This is a genomic window from Arthrobacter sp. LAR12-1-1.1, assembly GCF_040676555.1.
Classification (GTDB): domain Bacteria; phylum Actinomycetota; class Actinomycetes; order Actinomycetales; family Micrococcaceae; genus Arthrobacter.
Map to the genome: position 1 here is coordinate 773,827 of NZ_JBEGIG010000001.1, position 17,146 is coordinate 790,972.

The 17,146-nt window shown below is 68.7% G+C and carries 14 protein-coding genes; 1 reads left to right on the top strand and 13 read right to left on the bottom strand.

Annotation, left to right across the window (positions count from 1 at the left end; genetic code table 11):
* Positions 1-282: 282 nt before the first annotated feature.
* From MRBLAR12_RS03575 to pyrR, 13 genes are all read right to left on the bottom strand, one after another.
* On the bottom strand, positions 283-2,457 hold the full coding sequence (locus MRBLAR12_RS03575; protein ID WP_364743543.1) for a primosomal protein N': 2,175 nt from the start codon (positions 2,455-2,457) through the stop codon (positions 283-285).
* A gap of 151 nt (positions 2,458-2,608) precedes the next feature.
* Entirely contained in the window at positions 2,609-3,844 is a 1,236-nt protein-coding gene (gene metK, locus MRBLAR12_RS03580) for a methionine adenosyltransferase (protein ID WP_364743545.1), read from the bottom strand.
* Between the two features lie 77 nt (positions 3,845-3,921).
* Positions 3,922-5,238, bottom strand: a complete 1,317-nt coding sequence (locus tag MRBLAR12_RS03585) for a bifunctional phosphopantothenoylcysteine decarboxylase/phosphopantothenate synthase (protein WP_364743547.1) — start codon at positions 5,236-5,238, stop codon at positions 3,922-3,924.
* Between the two features lie 52 nt (positions 5,239-5,290).
* Positions 5,291-5,551, bottom strand: a complete 261-nt coding sequence (gene rpoZ / locus MRBLAR12_RS03590) for a DNA-directed RNA polymerase subunit omega (RefSeq protein WP_229994566.1) — start codon at positions 5,549-5,551, stop codon at positions 5,291-5,293.
* A gap of 39 nt (positions 5,552-5,590) precedes the next feature.
* Positions 5,591-6,163, bottom strand: coding sequence for a guanylate kinase (gmk, locus tag MRBLAR12_RS03595; RefSeq protein WP_229994567.1), 573 nt, complete (start codon positions 6,161-6,163; stop codon positions 5,591-5,593).
* A gap of 39 nt (positions 6,164-6,202) precedes the next feature.
* A complete protein-coding gene (gene mihF / locus MRBLAR12_RS03600) occupies positions 6,203-6,520 on the bottom strand; it encodes an integration host factor, actinobacterial type (protein ID WP_364743550.1) in 318 nt (105 codons plus the stop codon).
* A 226-nt stretch (positions 6,521-6,746) separates the two neighbouring features.
* Positions 6,747-7,613, bottom strand: a complete 867-nt coding sequence (gene pyrF, locus MRBLAR12_RS03605; protein WP_364743552.1) for an orotidine-5'-phosphate decarboxylase — start codon at positions 7,611-7,613, stop codon at positions 6,747-6,749.
* Positions 7,606-10,905, bottom strand: a complete 3,300-nt coding sequence (carB, locus tag MRBLAR12_RS03610) for a carbamoyl-phosphate synthase large subunit (protein ID WP_364743554.1) — start codon at positions 10,903-10,905, stop codon at positions 7,606-7,608. The genes pyrF and carB overlap by 8 nt, the downstream gene beginning before the upstream one ends.
* A complete protein-coding gene (gene carA, locus MRBLAR12_RS03615; protein WP_229994588.1) occupies positions 10,905-12,137 on the bottom strand; it encodes a glutamine-hydrolyzing carbamoyl-phosphate synthase small subunit in 1,233 nt (410 codons plus the stop codon). Before carA ends, carB begins: the two co-directional genes overlap by 1 nt.
* Before the next feature lie 19 nt (positions 12,138-12,156).
* Positions 12,157-12,678 (bottom strand): hypothetical protein, encoded by a 522-nt coding sequence (locus MRBLAR12_RS03620; protein WP_364743556.1) that lies wholly within the window; start codon positions 12,676-12,678, stop codon positions 12,157-12,159.
* Positions 12,675-14,063 (bottom strand): dihydroorotase, encoded by a 1,389-nt coding sequence (locus tag MRBLAR12_RS03625; protein WP_364743558.1) that lies wholly within the window; start codon positions 14,061-14,063, stop codon positions 12,675-12,677. The genes MRBLAR12_RS03620 and MRBLAR12_RS03625 overlap by 4 nt, the downstream gene beginning before the upstream one ends.
* The gene (locus MRBLAR12_RS03630; RefSeq protein WP_229994572.1) at positions 14,063-15,115 is read right to left on the bottom strand and encodes an aspartate carbamoyltransferase catalytic subunit; all 1,053 of its coding nucleotides are present in this window, start codon (positions 15,113-15,115) and stop codon (positions 14,063-14,065) included. The genes MRBLAR12_RS03625 and MRBLAR12_RS03630 overlap by 1 nt, the downstream gene beginning before the upstream one ends.
* Positions 15,112-15,711 (bottom strand): bifunctional pyr operon transcriptional regulator/uracil phosphoribosyltransferase PyrR, encoded by a 600-nt coding sequence (gene pyrR / locus MRBLAR12_RS03635; protein WP_290369379.1) that lies wholly within the window; start codon positions 15,709-15,711, stop codon positions 15,112-15,114. Before pyrR ends, MRBLAR12_RS03630 begins: the two co-directional genes overlap by 4 nt.
* Before the next feature lie 136 nt (positions 15,712-15,847).
* Here pyrR and MRBLAR12_RS03640 point away from each other — a divergent pair, with 136 nt between their 5' ends.
* Positions 15,848-17,110, top strand: a complete 1,263-nt coding sequence (locus MRBLAR12_RS03640; RefSeq protein ID WP_364743561.1) for a PrsW family intramembrane metalloprotease — start codon at positions 15,848-15,850, stop codon at positions 17,108-17,110.
* Positions 17,111-17,146: the final 36 nt, after the last annotated feature.

Below are 17,146 nucleotides of genomic sequence, written 5' to 3' on the forward strand. Positions count from 1 at the left end.
GATGACGCCGGGGCCGCGCGTCGAGAAGCACCCATTTGCCGCAGAGGGCCGCAATGGGAGCCGCCATTCCGGCCAGCTGTGGCGAATGGCCGTTGGCGACACGTCGAAAATGGCGAGTGTTCTTATGATGCAGACCCAGCTTCCGTATCCTCGGCATCAAGGAGGTCGCAGGAACGCAGGAACGCAGGGACGCAGGAACGCAAGGACGCAAGGACGCAAGGACGCAAGGACGCAAGGACGCAAGGACGCAGGAACGCAAGGACGCAAGGACGCAGCGGAATTTTAGAGGACGTCCACGCCGTCCAGGCGCAGCTGCACCGGGTCGTCGCTGCGCTTGGCTGCGGCTGCTGCCTTGACGGCCCGCATGACCGCCGTGGCGTCCGCGGCCTGGGCGTAGGGGATGAACAGCAGGGTCCGGACCTCCCCGCCGGAATCCCGCGGCGCAGAATCCCGCGGCGGCGTGCGGCCGGCCTCCGCGGCCGCCGGCAGGATGAGGGGCGCGGGCCCGGCCGTCCGGAGGACGGTTCCCTGCGCCGCCAGCCGCTGCTGGATGGCCTCCGTGAAATGTCCGACGGCGGTCCTTCCGCCGGTGACGGAGGCTACCCGCACGGCGGGCGGCAGCTGCAGCTCCTGCCGCAGTGCCAGTTCCCGGCTGGCGTACCCGGCCGGATCCCACCGCAGCAGGGCACCAACCCCGGCGGCGTCGTCGGCGGTAATGACCACCAGGCCGCCGTCGGGTGCCGGCCGCACCAGGGCCGCCGCGTTGAACCAGCGGCGGACTGCGTCCTCCCCCGCCCTCAGGTTTTCCCGGCGCAGCAGCGAGTCGCCGTCGAGCAGCAGGGCCGCGGCGTACCCGCCGGTGGCGACCGGCTCGGCACCGACGGTGGCAACCACGAGGGCTTTCGTCTCCGGAACGGTGGCCTTGATCTGGTCTCCGGAGGAGGTGATGACCGGTTTTCCCGGAAACGCCCGGCCCAGCTCCTCCGCCGTGCGCAGGGCTCCCGTAGCGCCACGCCGGAGCCTGGCACCGTTGCACGTGCCGCACCGCCATGCCGGGGCCGGGGACGAGCACCAGCGGCATTGCGGCACGGCGCTGCTCCCGCCCGGACCGGCGATCGCCAGGGGCCCGCTGCAGGCGGTGCAGCGCGCCGGTTCCCGGCAGGTTTCGCACACCAGCGAGGGGGCGTAGCCGGCGCGGGCCACCTGGACCAGGACCGGACCGCGTTCCAGGCCCTCCTTGGCGGCCCGCCAGGCCGCCGCGGGGAGGCGGGCGATGCGGGCAAGCGGGTCATGTTCGAGTTCATAGCTGTCGGCCGTGTTTAGGACGCGCGGGACCGTCCGGCGGACGACGGTCCGCTCCGCTTCCACGGCCTGGGCCCAGCCGGAGGCGACCAGCCGCTCCGTTTCGGTGCTGCGTGAATGGGCCGCGAGCAGGCACGCGGCCCCCTCCTGGCCCGCGCGGAGCAGGAGGACTTCGCGGGAGTGCGCGTACGGGGAGCGCTGCTCGATGTGGAGGTCGTCGCCGTCGTCCCAGCAGACCACGAGCCCGAGGTTCGGCACCGGCGCGTAGGCCGCGGACCGCGTGCCCACGGCGACCCCGGCCGCGCCGCTGAGGACGCGCAGGAAACTGCGGTAGCGCGGCGTCTGGCCGTCGTCCGCGGTGAGCCGGGCGACGTCGCCGGCAGGGAGGAGTTCCAGCAGGGCAGACTCCACGCGGTCGAGGTCCCGGTAGTCGGGCACCACCACGACGGCGCCGCGGCCGGAGATCCGGACCGCGGCCACCGCTTCCGCGATCATCCGCGGCCAGCCGCCGGGCCCGTACCCCTGGAGGGCGGTCAGCACGGCCCGGGGCGACTCCCCCGCGGCGAGGTGGGCGAGGAACGCCGGACCGTTGCGGTACGTGGCCCAGACGCTGCCAGCGGCCGGGGACGGAAGCGACACGTCGGTCGCAAGACCGAACATCTCAGTACCGAACAGCGCGGGGTCGAGCCGACCGTCCGGGGCGAATTCCTTTTCGAGTTTGGCCATGCGGGGCGGAACGGCAACGCGCAGGACGTCGCTGACCGTTCCTGCGTAACGGGAGGCGATCCGGCCGGCGAGCTCGGCCACCGCAGGGGTCAGGACTGGGACGGGAGAGAGCACTTTGTGCAGCGGCACGAGGGGGTGTCCGGCGTCGGACCCGGCCGTGCGCTCCAGCAGGTATCCGGCCAGTTCCTGCCCGTTGAACTTGACCTTGACCCGGACGCCGGGCACGGCCTCGGCGTCGAGGGCGGCAGGCACGCTGTAATCGAAGGGCCGGTCCAGGTGTGGCAGCGAGGATTCGATCAGCACCCGCGCCACCGGCAGCTGCGCAGCGAGGGCGGGTCCGGAGGCTTCCGCGGCGGAGGCGGGAAAGCCCTGGAGAAGGGACAGCTGCTGGGGTTCGCCGGGCGCGCCGCCGGCAGGACTGGGACTCACGGCTCGCACCTCCCTCGGGATCGTTCGACAAATGCACTGTTTTCCCAAATGCACTGTAGCCAGGCCACTGGAGGGTGGCCTGGCTACAGTGCATCACACAGGACTGACAAAAACGCGCCGACGAGTCGGGCTCAAACGTCGTGGCCGAAATTCAGGCGTTGAAGAACGCCTTCAGCTCGTCCACCCGGTCCAGGCGTTCCCAGGTGAAGTCCGGGTCTTCGCGGCCGAAGTGCCCGTGGGCGGCGGTCTTGGCGTAGATCGGACGCTTGAGGTCGAGGGCGTCGATAATGGCCCGGGGGCGCAGGTCGAAGATCTCGGCGATCGCGGCGCTGATCCGTGCCGGGTCCACGGTTTCGGTTCCGAACGTCTCAACGTAGGTTCCCACCGGGCGGGCCTGTCCGATCGCGTAGGCGATCTGGATTTCGGCGCGCTTGGCGAGGCCGGCGGCCACCACATTCTTGGCGACCCAGCGCATGGCATAGGCGGCCGAGCGGTCCACCTTCGACGGGTCCTTGCCGGAGAACGCGCCGCCACCGTGGCGGGCCATGCCGCCATAGGTGTCGACGATGATCTTGCGGCCGGTGAGGCCGGCGTCGCCCACGGGGCCGCCAATGACAAAGGCGCCCGCGGGATTCAGGATGTTGCGGGTCCGTGAGGTGTCCAGGTTGGACAGCGCCATGACCGGTCCCACCACATGCTCGGCGAGGTCGGCCCGGAGCCGGTCCAGGCTGGTGCCTTCGGCGTGCTGGCTGGAGATGACGACAGTCTCGACCGAGACCGGCCGGTCGACGTCGTAGCCCACCGTGACCTGGGTCTTGCCGTCCGGGCGCAGGTAGGCGAGTTCGCCGTTCTTGCGGACCTCGGTCAGGCGCTCGGAGAGCCGGTGGGCGAGCCAGATCGGCACGGGCATGTAGGACGGCGTCTCGTCACTGGCGTAGCCGAACATGAGTCCCTGGTCGCCGGCGCCCTGGAGGTCGTAGTCGTCCTCCTGGCGTCCCTCGCGGGCTTCGAGCGAGTTGAACACGCCACCGGCGATGTCGTTGGACTGCTGGCCGATGGATACCGAGACGCCGCACCGGGCGCCGTCGAAGCCGTTGGCCGAAGAATCGTACCCGATGCCCAGGATGGTCTCCCGGACAATCTGCGGGATCTCGACGTAGGCGTCCGTGGTGACCTCACCGGCGACGTGGACCAGCCCGGTGGTGGCCAGCGTCTCCACGGCAACCCGGGACTCGGGATCTTTGTCGAGCAGGGCGTCAAGGATCGCATCGCTGATCTGATCACAGATCTTGTCGGGGTGGCCCTCCGTCACCGACTCGGACGTGAAGAGCCGGAGCGCGGCGGGCGTGGACCCGTGGAAGGCGGGGATGTGCAGCGGTAAAGTCACTCAACTACCTTACTGGTTGGAAATCGGACGTCCGGCGGCGTGTGTCCCCATGCTAAGGAGATGTTGGTTACGCCGGGCTACGCCGGCGGTACAGCCCGGCTCAGCTCGGCGCTGATCCGGTCGATCACAGCGGCGGCGACGTCGGATTTGGAACCCGACGCCTCTTGGGGTTCGGAGCCGTCGCGGGAAAGGATGACTACGGAGTTCGTGTCTTCGCCAAAGACCATGTCCCGGCCCACCTGGTTGACGACCAGCAGGTCACAGGCCTTCCGGCGCAGCTTGTCCCGGGCATACTCGAGGACGTCGCCCCCGGCGTCGCCGGTCTCGGCGGCAAAGCCGACGATCAGCTGATCCCGGGACGCGGCGTCGCGGACCTCGACGAGTTCCCGCAGGATGTCGGGGTTGCGCACCAGGTTGATCACCGGATCGGCGACGTCGTCGCGCTTCTTGATCTTGGTCCCGGAGACGTCCGCCGGGCGGAAGTCCGCGACGGCGGCGGCCATGATGACGACGTCGGAGTCGGCGGCCGCATGCAGCGCCGCCTTCCGCAGTTCCAGGGCAGTCTCGACCTGGACGACCTCGACACCGGCGGGCGCCGGGACCTCCATGTGGGCGGCCAGCAGGCGGACGCGGGCGCCGGCTTCGAGGGCGGCTGCGGCCAGGGCCACGCCCTGCTTGCCCGAGGAGCGGTTGCCGAGGAACCGCACGGGGTCCAGCGGTTCCCGGGTGCCGCCGGCGCTGATGGTCACCGTGAGCCCGGCCAACGGCGGGACCACCGGCTGTGCCGCTGACGGACCTGCGGCCAGGACCGCGTTCACGTCCTGCTCCGCGGCAGGGTCGGCCAGTGCCCCTGCCGCAGCAACAGATGCCCCGGCGAGAGCCAGTGCGGCGGTGAAGATCGCCTCGGGCTCGGGCAACCGGCCGGGACCGGAGTCGGCGCCGGTCAGGCGGCCAATCGCGGGTTCCAGCACGGTGACGCCGCGGCTGCGCAGGGTTTCGACGTTGGCTACGGTGGCGGGGTGCTGCCACATTTCGGTGTGCATGGCCGGGGCCATGAGCACCGGGCAGTCGCCGGCCATCAGCAGGGTGTTGGTGAGGAGGTCATCGGCCTGTCCGGTGGCTGCGCGGGCCAGGAGATCGGCCGTGGCGGGGGCCACGACGATCAGTTCGGCGTCGTGGCCGAGCCGGACATGGTTGACCGTGTGGACGGCGTCGAACACGCTGTTGCTCACCGGGTGCCCGGACAGGGCCTCCCACGTGGCGACGCCGACGAAGCGGGTGGCCGCCTCGGTGGGGATGACCGTGACGTCATGCCCGGCTTCAGTAAAAAGCCGGAGGAGCGATGCCACCTTGTAGGCGGCAATCCCTCCCCCGACTCCGAGGACTATGCGCACGTGATCTCCGTCAACAGGCAGTCTGTTTACTTGGCTCTTCCCGCGGAGGGAATTACTCTGTCGCTTCGATCGGCGTGGAGACGAGCTTGCCTTCGTTGATCTCGCGCAGCGCGATCGACAGGGACTTCTCGTTCAGCTTGGTGTCGACCAGCGGACCCACGTACTCAAACAGGCCCTCGTGCAGCTGGGCGTAGTACGCGTTGATCTGGCGTGCGCGCTTGGCACCAAAAATCACCAGTCCGTACTTCGAGTCGGCGGCCTTCAGCAGCTCGTCGATCGGCGGGTTGATGATTCCTTCAAGGTTCGTGGACACGAATTCTCCAAATTCTAACGGGCTGATGGCTTCCCGCGGCTAGCGCGGGTGGGGGGTCAGCCCCATGAGTGAAACAAGCTCGTCCGCTGCCCGGCGAACGTCGTCATTAATAACGGTGTGGTCGAACTCCGGTTCAGCAGCAAGCTCTACTTTACCGGTTTCCAGCCGCCGCTGCTGTTCCTCGGCACTTTCCGTGCCGCGGCCCACAAGCCGGCGCACCAATTCGTCCCAGCTGGGCGGCGCAAGGAACACGAACTGCGCATCCGGAACGGCCTGCCGTACTTGGCGTGCTCCCTGCAGATCGATTTCCAGCAGCACCGGGCGGCCCTCGGCGATGGCCTGGTTGACCGTGCTCTTCAGGGTGCCGTAGGTATTCTGCCCATGCACCACGGCCCATTCGAGCAATTCGCCTGCAGCCACCAGGGACTCGAACTCTTCCTTCGACTTGAAGTAGTAGTGCACTCCGTCGATTTCCCCGGGCCGCGGAGCCCGGGTGGTAGCCGAAACGGACAGCCACACCTCAGGATAGTTATCGCGGATATAGGTGGACACGGTGCCTTTGCCAACAGCCGTCGGGCCGGCGAGGACTGTCAGTCCCGGTTTCTTGGTCACATATTCCTTTGGGCGGTGGTGGCAGCTCGGCGGACCGGGCTATTTGTCGTCAATAAAATCTACCAGCGCGCGGCGCTGGTGGATTCCCAGGCCGCGGACCCGCCGGGATTGCGCGATGCCAAGCTGGTCCATGATGGCCGCCGCCCGGACCCGGCCGATCCCGGGCAGGGCTTCGAGCAGCTCCACGATTCTCATGCGGGCAATGGCGTCGTCGGTTTCGGCGGCGCTGATGACGTTGGCGATGCTTAGTTCTCCCGTTTTGAGGTGCTCCTTTGCCTCGGCCCTGGTGGCCCTTGCGGCAGCGGCCTTGCGGAGGGCGTCGGAACGCTCCTGCGGAGTGAGGGGTCTCAAACTCACTGGAAGTCCTCCCTGCATGGCGGGACGGGGCACTCATGCTCTTGCCCCGAACCTACAGTCTGGCGGCGGCAGAAATCAATGGAAATCTGCTTGCCCCGGTACGGGAAAACTCAGGACGGGAAACCTCAGGACGGGAAACTCAGAGCGGGACAACTCAGTCCCCGAACGGGACAGCCCGCGGCCCGGGTCCGGCAGCGCCGGTCCCGGGCCGGCTGGGCGGCTGCCGCTAGGCGGCGAGGAGTTCGTCGAGGGTGCGCCGTGCGGCATCGCGGAGGGACTGCAGCTGCGGTCCGGCGCCGAGGATGTCCCGGCTCGAGGTGCCCAGAACCTGGGGGTAGGCCGCACCGAAGGTGCGGCGCAGGTCCGCGGCCGTGGCGCCCTGGGCACCCAGCCCGGGGGCAAGGATGGGCCCGCGGACCGCCGCCAGGTCGAGATCCAGTGTGGTGAGGGCGGAGCCCACCGTGGCGCCGACCACGAGGCCCACTGAACCGAGGGAACCGTCGTAGCGGCGGTTCTCCGCCGCTGCCGCTTCCGTGATCCGCCGCGCGACGGAGTCCGCCCCGCCGACGTGCTGGACCGAGGCACCTTCCGGGTTCGAGGTCAGCGCGAGGACGAACACGCCGCGCCCGGTCTCGGCCGCCAGGTCCAGGGCGGGCCGGAGCGACTCAAAGCCCAGATACGGGCTCAGCGTGACCGAGTCCGCGACCAGGGCTGAGCCGTCCCGCAGCCAGGCGTCGGCGTAGGCGGCCATGGTGGAGCCGATGTCCCCGCGTTTGGCGTCGGCAATGCTCAGCACGGAGGCTTCCGCCGCCGCGGCCAAGGTGCGTTCGAGTACGGCGATTCCAGCCGAGCCGTGCCGCTCGTACAGGGCCACCTGCGGCTTCACCGCGGCAGCGAGGGAGGCCACGGCCTCCAGGACGGTCAGCGAGAAGCGTTCCAGCCCGGCGGCGTCGTCAGTCAGACCCCAGCGCTGCAAAAGTGCCGGGTGCGGGTCGATGCCGACGCACAGCGGGCCCCGGTCCGCCATGGCCCGCCCCAGCCGGGAGCCGAAGGACTCCCGGCTTGCCGTTTCGGCGGTGGAGGCCTCAGGCATCCTGCAGGGCCTTCAGGTTCGCGGCGTGCTCCTGCAGGCTCGTGACGGACCATTCGTAGGTGCGCAGCGCCTCGATCGCCTGGACGGCGGCGTTGAACTCGGCCACGGTGGTGATGCACGGGATGCCGATCGACGTCGCGGCGGCACGCAGTTCGTAGCCGTCGCTGCGGGCCTCGCCGCCGGAAGGGGTGTTGAAGACCATGTCGATCTCGCCGGCGATGATGAGGTCCGCGATGGTGCCTTCGCCCTCGGCGCTGGAGCCCTCGGCGACCTTCCGGACCGGGGTGGCATGGATGCCGTTGCGGCGCAGCACGTCGGCCGTGCCGCCGGTGGAGACGATCTCGAAGCCGAGGTCCGAGAGCCGCTTGACGCCCATGATGACCGAGCGCTTGTCCCGGTTCGCCACCGACACGAAGATCTTGCCCTCGGTGGGCAGCGCGTTGTTGGCGGCCGCCTGGCTCTTGGCGAAGGCCGTATCGAAGTGCTTGTCGATGCCCATGACCTCGCCCGTGGAGCGCATTTCGGGGCCGAGCAGGGAGTCGACCACCTTGCCCTCGGGGGTGCGGAAGCGGCTGAACGGCAGGACGGCTTCCTTGACCGAGACCGGGGCGTCCAGCGGCAGGGAGGAGCCGTCGCCGCTCTCGGGCAGCATCTTGTAGGCGCTGCGGAGCTGGTTAATGGTGACGCCGGTGCCGATCAGGGCCGCGGCCTTCGCCATCTGGACACCGGTGGCCTTGGAGACGAACGGCACGGTGCGTGAGGCGCGGGGGTTGGCTTCGAGGACGTAGAGCACGTCGGAGGCCAGGGCGAACTGGATGTTGATCAGGCCGCGGACGCCCACGCCCTCGGCGATCGCCAGGGTGGCAGTCCGGACCCGTTCCAGCACGTTGCCGCCCAGGGTAATGGGCGGCAGCACGCAGGCCGAGTCGCCGGAGTGGATGCCGGCCTCCTCGATGTGTTCCATGATGCCGCCGAGGTACATCTCCGTGCCGTCGTAGAGGGCGTCGACGTCGATCTCGACGGCGTCCTCGAGGAAGCGGTCGATCAGCACCGGGTGGTCCGGGGTGATTTCGGTGGCGTTGGCGATGTAGCGGGAGAGGTTGGGCTCGTCGTAGACGATCTCCATGCCGCGTCCGCCGAGGACGTAGGACGGGCGGACCAGGACCGGGTAGCCGATCTCGTCGGCGATCTTCTTGGCGTCCTCGAAGGACACTGCGGTGCCGTTCTTCGGCGAGACGAGCCCGGCCTTGTCAAGTACGCGGGAGAAGGCGCCGCGGTGTTCGGCGAGGTCGATCGCCTCCGGCGAGGTGCCGAGGATCGGCACGCCGGCGTCGGCGAGCTGCTGGGCCAGTTTCAGCGGGGTCTGGCCGCCGAGCTGGACGAAGACGCCCATGACGCCGCCGGTGCGCTCCTCGGCCGCGATGACCTCGAGCACGTCCTCCAGGGTGAGCGGCTCGAAGTAGAGCCGGGTGGAGACGTCGTAGTCCGTGGAGACAGTTTCCGGGTTGCAGTTGACCATGACGGTCTCGTAGCCGGCCTTGCGCAGCGCCATCGAGGCGTGGACGCAGGAGTAGTCGAATTCGATGCCCTGGCCGATCCGGTTGGGGCCGGAACCGAGGATGATGATGGACGGCTTGGCGTGCAGCGCGACCTCGTCCTCCTCGTCATAGGAGGAGTAGTGGTACGGGGTGTAGGCGGCGAACTCGGCCGCGCAGGTGTCCACGGTCTTGTAGACGGGACGGATGCCGAGGGCCTGCCGGACGCCGCGGACGACGTCCTCGGAGTTGTGGGTCAGGGCACCGATCTGCTCGTCGGAGAAGCCGTGGCGCTTGGCGCGTGTCAGCATCTCCGGAGTCAGTGCCGCGGCCTGCCGGATTTCGAGGGAGATCTCGTTCAGCAGCTGGAGCTGGTCCAGGTACCAGGGGTCGATCTTGGTGGCCTCGAAGAGCTGTTCCACGGTGGCGCCGCCGAGCAGGGCGCGCTGGACCTGGTGCAGGCGGTCGGTGGTGGGACGCTTGGCCTTCTCGATCAGCTCAGCAACTTCCCATTCCGGGACGTGGCTGAAGTCCAGCTGGGAGCCCTTCTGCTCCAGGGAGCGCAGGGCCTTCTGCAGCGCCTCGGTGAAGTTCCGGCCCATGGCCATGGCCTCGCCCACCGATTTCATGGTGGTGGTCAGGGTGGGGTCCGCCGCCGGGAACTTCTCGAAGGCGAAGCGCGGGACCTTCACCACCACGTAGTCCAAGGTCGGTTCGAAGGACGCCGGGGTCTTCTGGGTGATGTCGTTCGGGATCTCGTCCAGGGTGTAGCCGAGGGACAGCTTGGTGGCGATCTTGGCGATCGCGAAGCCGGTGGCCTTGGAGGCGAGGGCGGAGGAGCGGGAGACGCGCGGGTTCATTTCGATCACGACGACGCGGCCGGTGTCCGGTTCGACGGCGAACTGGATGTTGCAGCCGCCGGTGTCGACGCCGACCTCGCGGATGACGGCGATCGAGATGTCGCGCAGCCGCTGGTATTCGCGGTCGGTCAGGGTCAGTGCGGGGGCGACGGTGATGGAGTCGCCGGTGTGCACGCCGACCGGGTCGAAGTTCTCAATGGAGCAGACCACCACGACGTTGTCGTTCTTGTCCCGCATCATCTCGAGCTCGTATTCCTTCCACCCGAGGATGCTCTCCTCGAGCAGCACCTCGGACGTGGGGCTGTACTGCAGGCCCTGGCCGACGATCCGGCGCAGGTCGCCCTCGTCGTAGGCCAGCCCGGAGCCGAGGCCGCCCATGGTGAAGGAGGGCCGGACGACCATCGGGTAGCCGAGGTCCCCGGCTGCGGCGAGTGCCTCGTCCATGGTGTGGATGATGTGGCTGCGGGCCGACTCGGCGCCGCAGCGCTCCACGACGCCCTTGAACTTCTCGCGGTCCTCGCCGAGCTCGATCGCGGCAATGTTGGCGCCGATCAGCTCAACGTTGTACTTCTCCAGGACGCCATTCTTGTCCAGGGCGATGGCCGTGTTGAGGGCCGTCTGGCCGCCAAGGGTCGGCAGTAGCGCGTCGGGGCGCTCCTTCGCGATGATCTTCTCCACCACTTCGGGGGTGATCGGCTCGATGTAAGTGGCGTCCGCGAACTCGGGGTCCGTCATGATCGTGGCCGGGTTGGAGTTGACGAGGATGACCCGCAGGCCTTCCTCCTTGAGGACGCGCAGTGCCTGGGTGCCGGAGTAATCGAATTCGGCCGCCTGGCCGATCACGATCGGGCCGGACCCGATGACCATGACGCTCTTGAGGTCAGTTCTCTTGGGCATTACTTCTTGTCCTCAGTCTTGGAATCGGTGGCAGTTTTTGTGCCTGTCTCTGTCTTTGAAGAAGCGTCCGCCATCAGCTCGATGAAGCGGTCGAAGAGGTAGGCGGCGTCGTGCGGGCCGGCGGCAGCTTCGGGGTGGTACTGCACGGAGAAGGCCGGGATGTCGAGGCAGGCGAGGCCTTCGACGACGTCGTCGTTGAGGCTCACGTGGCTGACCTCGACCCGGCCGAAGCGTTCCTCGGGGGCCTGGGTGGCGCCGTTGAGCGGGGCGTCGACGGCGAACCCGTGGTTCTGCGAGGTGATTTCGACCTTGCCGGTGCGGCGGTCCATCACGGGCTGGTTGAGGCCGCGGTGGCCGTAGCGCAGCTTGTAGGTGCCGAATCCGAGGGCGCGGCCCAGGATCTGGTTGCCGAAGCAGATGCCGAAGTACGGGATCTTCTCATCGAGCACGGAGCGCAGCAGCGCCACCTGGTTGTCCGCGGTGGCCGGGTCGCCGGGGCCGTTGGACATGAAGAAGCCGTCGGGGTTGACGGCCTGGACGTCGGCGAGGGTTGCCGTGGCGGGCAGCACGTGCACCCGGACACCGCGCTCGGCGAAGCGGACCGGGGTCATGCGCTTGATGCCCAAGTCGATGGCGGCAATGCTGAACCGCGGCTCGCCGTCCCAGCCGAAGTCCTTGGGCTCCACCGTGTACGCGGCGTCCACGCTGACTTCCTCGGCGAGGCGTGAGCCTTCCATCGGCGCGCTGGCCAGGACGGCGTCGAGAAGTTCCTTGTCCGTGGCGCGGGCGGCGTCGCCGGAAAAGATGCCGGCGCGCATGGTCTTGTGTTCGCGCAGGTGGCGGGTGATGGCGCGGGTGTCGACGCCCTGGATGCCGACGATCCCCTGCTCGACGAGCTCGTCATCCAGGGAACGTTCGGAACGCCAGTTGGAGGGCCGGCGCGCGGCGTCGCGGACGATGTAGCCGGCCACCCAGATGCGGCGGGACTCGGCGTCGTCGGTGTTGACGCCCGTGTTTCCAATGTGCGGCGCGGTCTGGACCACGAGCTGGCGCGCGTAGGAGGGGTCGGTGATGGTCTCCTGGTAGCCGGTCATGCCGGTCGCGAAGACCGCCTCGCCGAGCGCCGTTCCGGTGGCGCCGTAGCTGGTGCCGCGGAAAAACCGGCCGTCCTCGAGTACGAGGACTGCGGGGGTGGATGCTGCTGCAGCGGGTGCAGTGGGGTTTGCTGTCACTTTGGGGTCCGTCACGTTGTTACTTTCCACTATCGGCTTCTGCCTGAGGGGCTGCGGAGATCAAATCTTGGAGGGTGCTGAGGAGCACGGCCTTGTCCTCGGCACGGCGGGTCCGGTAGCCGGTGTCCAGCTCGTGGGATCCGAGCATCCAGCTGAGCACCAGCAGGCCGTCTTTCTCGACGAACTTTCCGGCCATGCCGCTTTCCTGCCGCACACCGGTGAGGCGTCCGGCCGGGATGAACACCGGGCCGGCGCCTGAGCGCTCGAACAGGACGCCTTCGGGGTGCACGCTGAGCTTGGCGTTGGTGCGGATGCCCAGGTTGTGCACGGCGATCCGGTCCAGCCAGTCGCCGGCGGTGGTGGATGCGACGTACTGGCCGTCGCCGACGGCCAGCGGGGCGCCAAGCCCGGCGGGAACCTCGGGGAGGGGCTCGACGTCGGACTGGCGGCGCAGGCGGTTGCGCCAGCCGACGGCGATGAGGGTAAGCGCGACGCCGATCAGGACGAGGGTGAAGAGCAGGGAAAGGTCCTTGACCGTCATGGGCGGCGGCCCGCCGGTCCGGCGTCGACGGCGTCGACCGGCCACCGGTACGGGGTGTTGAGTTTTCCGTCGAGAACGGTCGGGTGGCCCTTGAAGAACGTCGCCACTACCTTCCCTGGCAGTTCCCGGCCGGCAAACGGAGAGTTACGGCCCATGGTTGCCATCTTAGAAGGGTCCACGGTCCAGCGCGCAGCCGCGTCCACGAGTATGACGTTGGCGGGCTCTCCGGCCTCGAGCGGGCGGCCCTGGTCCTGGACCCGGCCGATGGCGGCCGGCGCCGTGGAGGTCACGCGGGCAAAGTCTTCCCAGCCCATCAGGCCGGTTTCGATCATGGTGTGCTGCACCACGGACAGCGCGGTTTCCAGCCCGGTCATGCCCATGGCCGCCTGCGCCCACTCGCATTCCTTGTGTTCGCTCGGGTGCGGGGCGTGGTCGGTGCCGACGACGTCGATCGTGCCGTCGGCCAGGGCGGCGCGGAGGGCCTGGACATCGGCGTCGGTGCGCAGCGGCGGGTTGACCTTGTAGACCGGGTCGTAGCTGCGGGCGAGCTCATCGGTGAGCCAGAGGTGGTGCGGGGTGACCTCGGCCGTGACGTTGACGCCGCGGGACTTGGCCCAGCGGATGATCTCCACGGACCCTGCCGTGGAGACGTGGCAAACGTGCAGGCGGGAGCCGACGTGCTGGGCCAGCAGCACGTCCCGGGCGATGATGCTCTCTTCGGCGACGGCCGGCCAGCCGGCCAGGCCCAGGACGGCGGAGACCTCGCCCTCGTTCATCTGGGCGCCGGCGGTGAGGCGGGGTTCCTGGGCGTGCTGGGCCACGACGCCGTCGAACGCCTTGACGTATTCGAGTGCGCGGCGCATCAGCACCGGATCGTGCACGCAGATGCCGTCGTCGGAGAACACCCGCACGTGCGCGCGGGAGTCGGCCATGGCGCCGAGTTCGGCGAGCTGCTCCCCCGCGAGTCCCACGGTGACGGCGCCCACCGGGCGGACGTCCACCCAGCCGGCGGTCCGGCCAAGGGTGAGGACTTGTTCGACGACGCCGGCGGTGTCCGCCACCGGGGTGCTGTTGGCCATCGCGTGGACTGCCGTGTAGCCGCCCAGCGCGGCGGCGCGGGTGCCGGTTTCAACGGTTTCGGCGTCTTCGCGGCCGGGTTCGCGCAGATGGGTGTGGATGTCCACCATGCCCGGGAGCGCAATGAGGCCTGTGGCGTCAATTACTGTTGCGTCCCTCACCCCGGCGCTGTCGGCGTCCAACTGCCGGCCGCGGGCGGCGATCACGCCGTCCCGGATCAGCAGGTCCTCGGCTGCTCCGCCCAGGATCGCGGCGCCTCGGATGAGGTAGGCGCCGCTGTTGTCTGCGTGCTGTTGCTGTTCGGCCATCAGTGGCTCTCCTGGTGGGAATAAGTCAGGTTCGGATTGGCGGCGGGGGAGGTTGCGGCAGATACAGATACAGGTGCGGCGGCCGGTTCGCGGTTCTCCCCGGAAAGCAGCAGGTACAGCGCCGCCATGCGGATCGAGACGCCGTTGCGGACCTGCGCCAGCACGGTGGAGCGGGGCGAGTCGGCCGCGGCCGCGGAGATCTCCAGGCCGCGGTTCATCGGACCCGGGTGCATGATGATGGTGTCCTTGAGCCCGAGGCTGTCCAGGGCCCGGAGCCGGTTGTCGTCGAAGCCCCAGCGGCGCGAGTACTCGCGGGTGGTCGGGAAGAAGGATGCATTCATCCGTTCGCCCTGGACCCGGAGCATCATCATGGCGTCCACTCCCTGCGCGAGGGTCTCGTCAAGGTCGAAGCTGACGGCGCACGGCCATTTTTCGACGCCGATGGGCAGCAGCGTGGGCGGCGCGACGAGCGTGACCTCGGCGCCGAGGGTGCGCAGCAGCCAGACGTTGGAGCGGGCCACCCGGGAGTGCAGCACGTCGCCGGCGATGGCGACGCGCATGCCTGTGAGGTCCGCCCCGGCCGACGGCGTGCCGGCGAGCTTCGACCAGTGCCGGCGCATGGTGAACGCGTCCAGCAGCGCCTGGGTGGGGTGTTCGTGGGTGCCGTCGCCGGCGTTGATGACGGCGGCGTCGATCCAGTCGGTCGCAGCGAGCCGGTGCGGGGCGCCGGAGGCCCAGTGCCGGATAACCACCGCGTCGGCGCCCATCGCGGCGAGGGTCTGGGCGGTGTCCTTGAGTGACTCGCCCTTTGAGACGGAGGAGCCCTTCGCGGCGAAGTTGATGACGTCGGCGGAGAGCCGCTTGGCGGCGGCTTCGAAGGAGATCCGGGTGCGGGTGGAGTCCTCGAAGAACAGGTTGACCACGGTGCGCCCGCGCAGGGCGGGGAGCTTTTTGACTTCGCGCTCCCCCACGGCCGACATTTCCTCGGCGGTGTCCAGGATGCGGATGGCGTCATGCAGGCTCAGGTCTTCGGTGGAGAGCAGGTGCCTCATGCGGTGGCCTCGATGACCACTTCATTGATGGGGGCGCCGTCCACAGAGTCTGTTTCCTCGAGGCGGACGCGGACCTTCTCGGACGAGGACGTGGGCAGGTTCTTGCCGACGTGGTCCGCGCGGATGGGCAGTTCCCGGTGGCCGCGGTCGATCAGCACGGCCAGGCGGACAATCCGCGGGCGGCCGAGGTCGATGATGGCATCGAGGGCTGCCCGGATGGTGCGTCCGGAGTAAAGGACGTCGTCGATCAGCACAACAACTTTGTTGTCGATCCCGGTCCGCGGGAGCTGGGTGGGGTACGGCGGCCTGGTGGGCTGGTGCGAGAGGTCATCGCGGAACATGGTGACATCGAGCTGGCCGACTATCGCGGCGGCGTCCACGGTGGGGTCGGCGGCAGCGATCTTGGCGGCGAGGCGGACGGCCAGGGGATAGCCCCGGCGCGGGATGCCCAGCAGGACGAGGTCCTGGGAGCCCTTGTTGGCCTCGAGAATTTCATGGGCGATACGAGTGAGGGCGCGGTCGATGTCAGCCTGGTTGAGGACAACCCGGGTGAGCATCACCTTCGCCGGACCCGGTGCTGAGGGCACAGAAGTCAAAGCTCGTCTCCCCTTTCCCCGCCTCACGGGACGGAATTAAAAAAGGATTATTTGCTCTTTCAAATTACCACAGCGGGGCTGACGCCCCGTCGCCGCCGGAATGCGTTTAACCTCACACGGACATAGGCTCGGTTCCATGACGACGAACGAGCCGCGCCACGGGCATGAGCACCCCGGCGCCTCCGGTGAGCGGCCGCTGCCCCAGCAGGCCAACCCGACGTGGCTGGGGCACGTCCAGCCGGCGGATTACCGGAGGGCCCCTGCCAACAGCCGCGGCCAGTTCGAGCCGGCATTCCCTCCCGTCCTTCCGGCGGTCGCGGGCGGCCGCCGTTCCGCCGGCGTTCTTGGCCTCGTGCTGGCCGGCGGATTCCTCGCGTTCATCAGCCTCTTCCTGGTCCTGCCCTTCCTCCTGGAAAGGACCGGAATCTCGGGCTTTGTCATTGGCTTCATCGCCTCCCTGATTCCGCTGGGCACCGTGTTGCTGACGGTGCGCTTCATCGACCGCTGGGAGCCTGAGCCCAAGCCGCTGCTGCTTTTCGCCTTTGCCTGGGGAGCTGTCGTCTCGATAGCGGTGACGATGCTGATCCAGCCCTATTTTTCATTGGTGGCGGGACCTGCCTCGGGACTGGACTATACGACGTTCGCGGTGACGGTCCAGGCGCCGGTGGTCGAGGAATTCGCCAAGTCCCTGGGGCTGCTGGTGCTCCTGCTCTTCGCCCCGAGGCACTTCAACGGACCGGTGGACGGCGTGGTGTTCGCCTTCACCATCGCGGCAGGCTTCGCGTTCACCGAGAACATCCTTTACTTCGGCCGCGCCATCGCCGAATCGTCCGACCCCGGCACGGACCTCGCGGTGGTGTTCTTCCTCCGCGGGGTCATGTCCCCCTTCGCCCACGCAATCTTCACGGGAACCACCGGCCTGATCATGGGCCTCGCCGCGACCCGCGGGCGGACCGGCCTGTCCGTGCTGGCGTTCGTCGTCGGCCTCGTCCCCGCGATGCTGCTGCACAGCGGCTGGAACAGCATGGGCCAGGACTTCCTGGCCCAGTATCTGCTGGTGCAGGTGCCGATCTTCGTGCTGGCGGTCCTGGTCATCGTGCTGCTGCGGGTGGCGGAGCGCAGGCTCACCCGCCAGCGGCTTATGGAATACGCGGCCGCGGGCTGGTTCACCACGGCCGAGGTGGAAATGCTGGCCACCGCCGCGGGCCGCCGTTCTGCGCTGCGCTGGGCAAAGTCCGTCGGGCGGGGCGCACAGATGAGGTCTTTGCTCGATGCAGCCACCCAGCTTGCCTTCACCCGGCAACGGATTCTCAGCGGCCGGGACGTGCCGGCGCACCAACGCGATGAGCAGCACCAGCTCGCCGAGATCGCCGCGCTCCGGGCCGCCGCCGTCGGCTAACGAAAGAACCCCGCCCAAGATGTCCTGGGCGGGGTT

Coding starts and splice junctions, on each gene's coding strand:
- pyrF (WP_364743552.1), bottom strand. CDS start 7,613: ATGCCTGAGGCCTCCACCGCCGAAACGGCAAGCCGGGAGTCCTTCGGC.
- MRBLAR12_RS03620 (WP_364743556.1), bottom strand. CDS start 12,678: ATGACGGTCAAGGACCTTTCCCTGCTCTTCACCCTCGTCCTGATCGGC.
- MRBLAR12_RS03640 (WP_364743561.1), top strand. CDS start 15,848: ATGACGACGAACGAGCCGCGCCACGGGCATGAGCACCCCGGCGCCTCC.
- MRBLAR12_RS03630 (WP_229994572.1), bottom strand. CDS start 15,115: ATGAGGCACCTGCTCTCCACCGAAGACCTGAGCCTGCATGACGCCATC.
- carB (WP_364743554.1), bottom strand. CDS start 10,905: ATGCCCAAGAGAACTGACCTCAAGAGCGTCATGGTCATCGGGTCCGGC.
- MRBLAR12_RS03625 (WP_364743558.1), bottom strand. CDS start 14,063: ATGGCCGAACAGCAACAGCACGCAGACAACAGCGGCGCCTACCTCATC.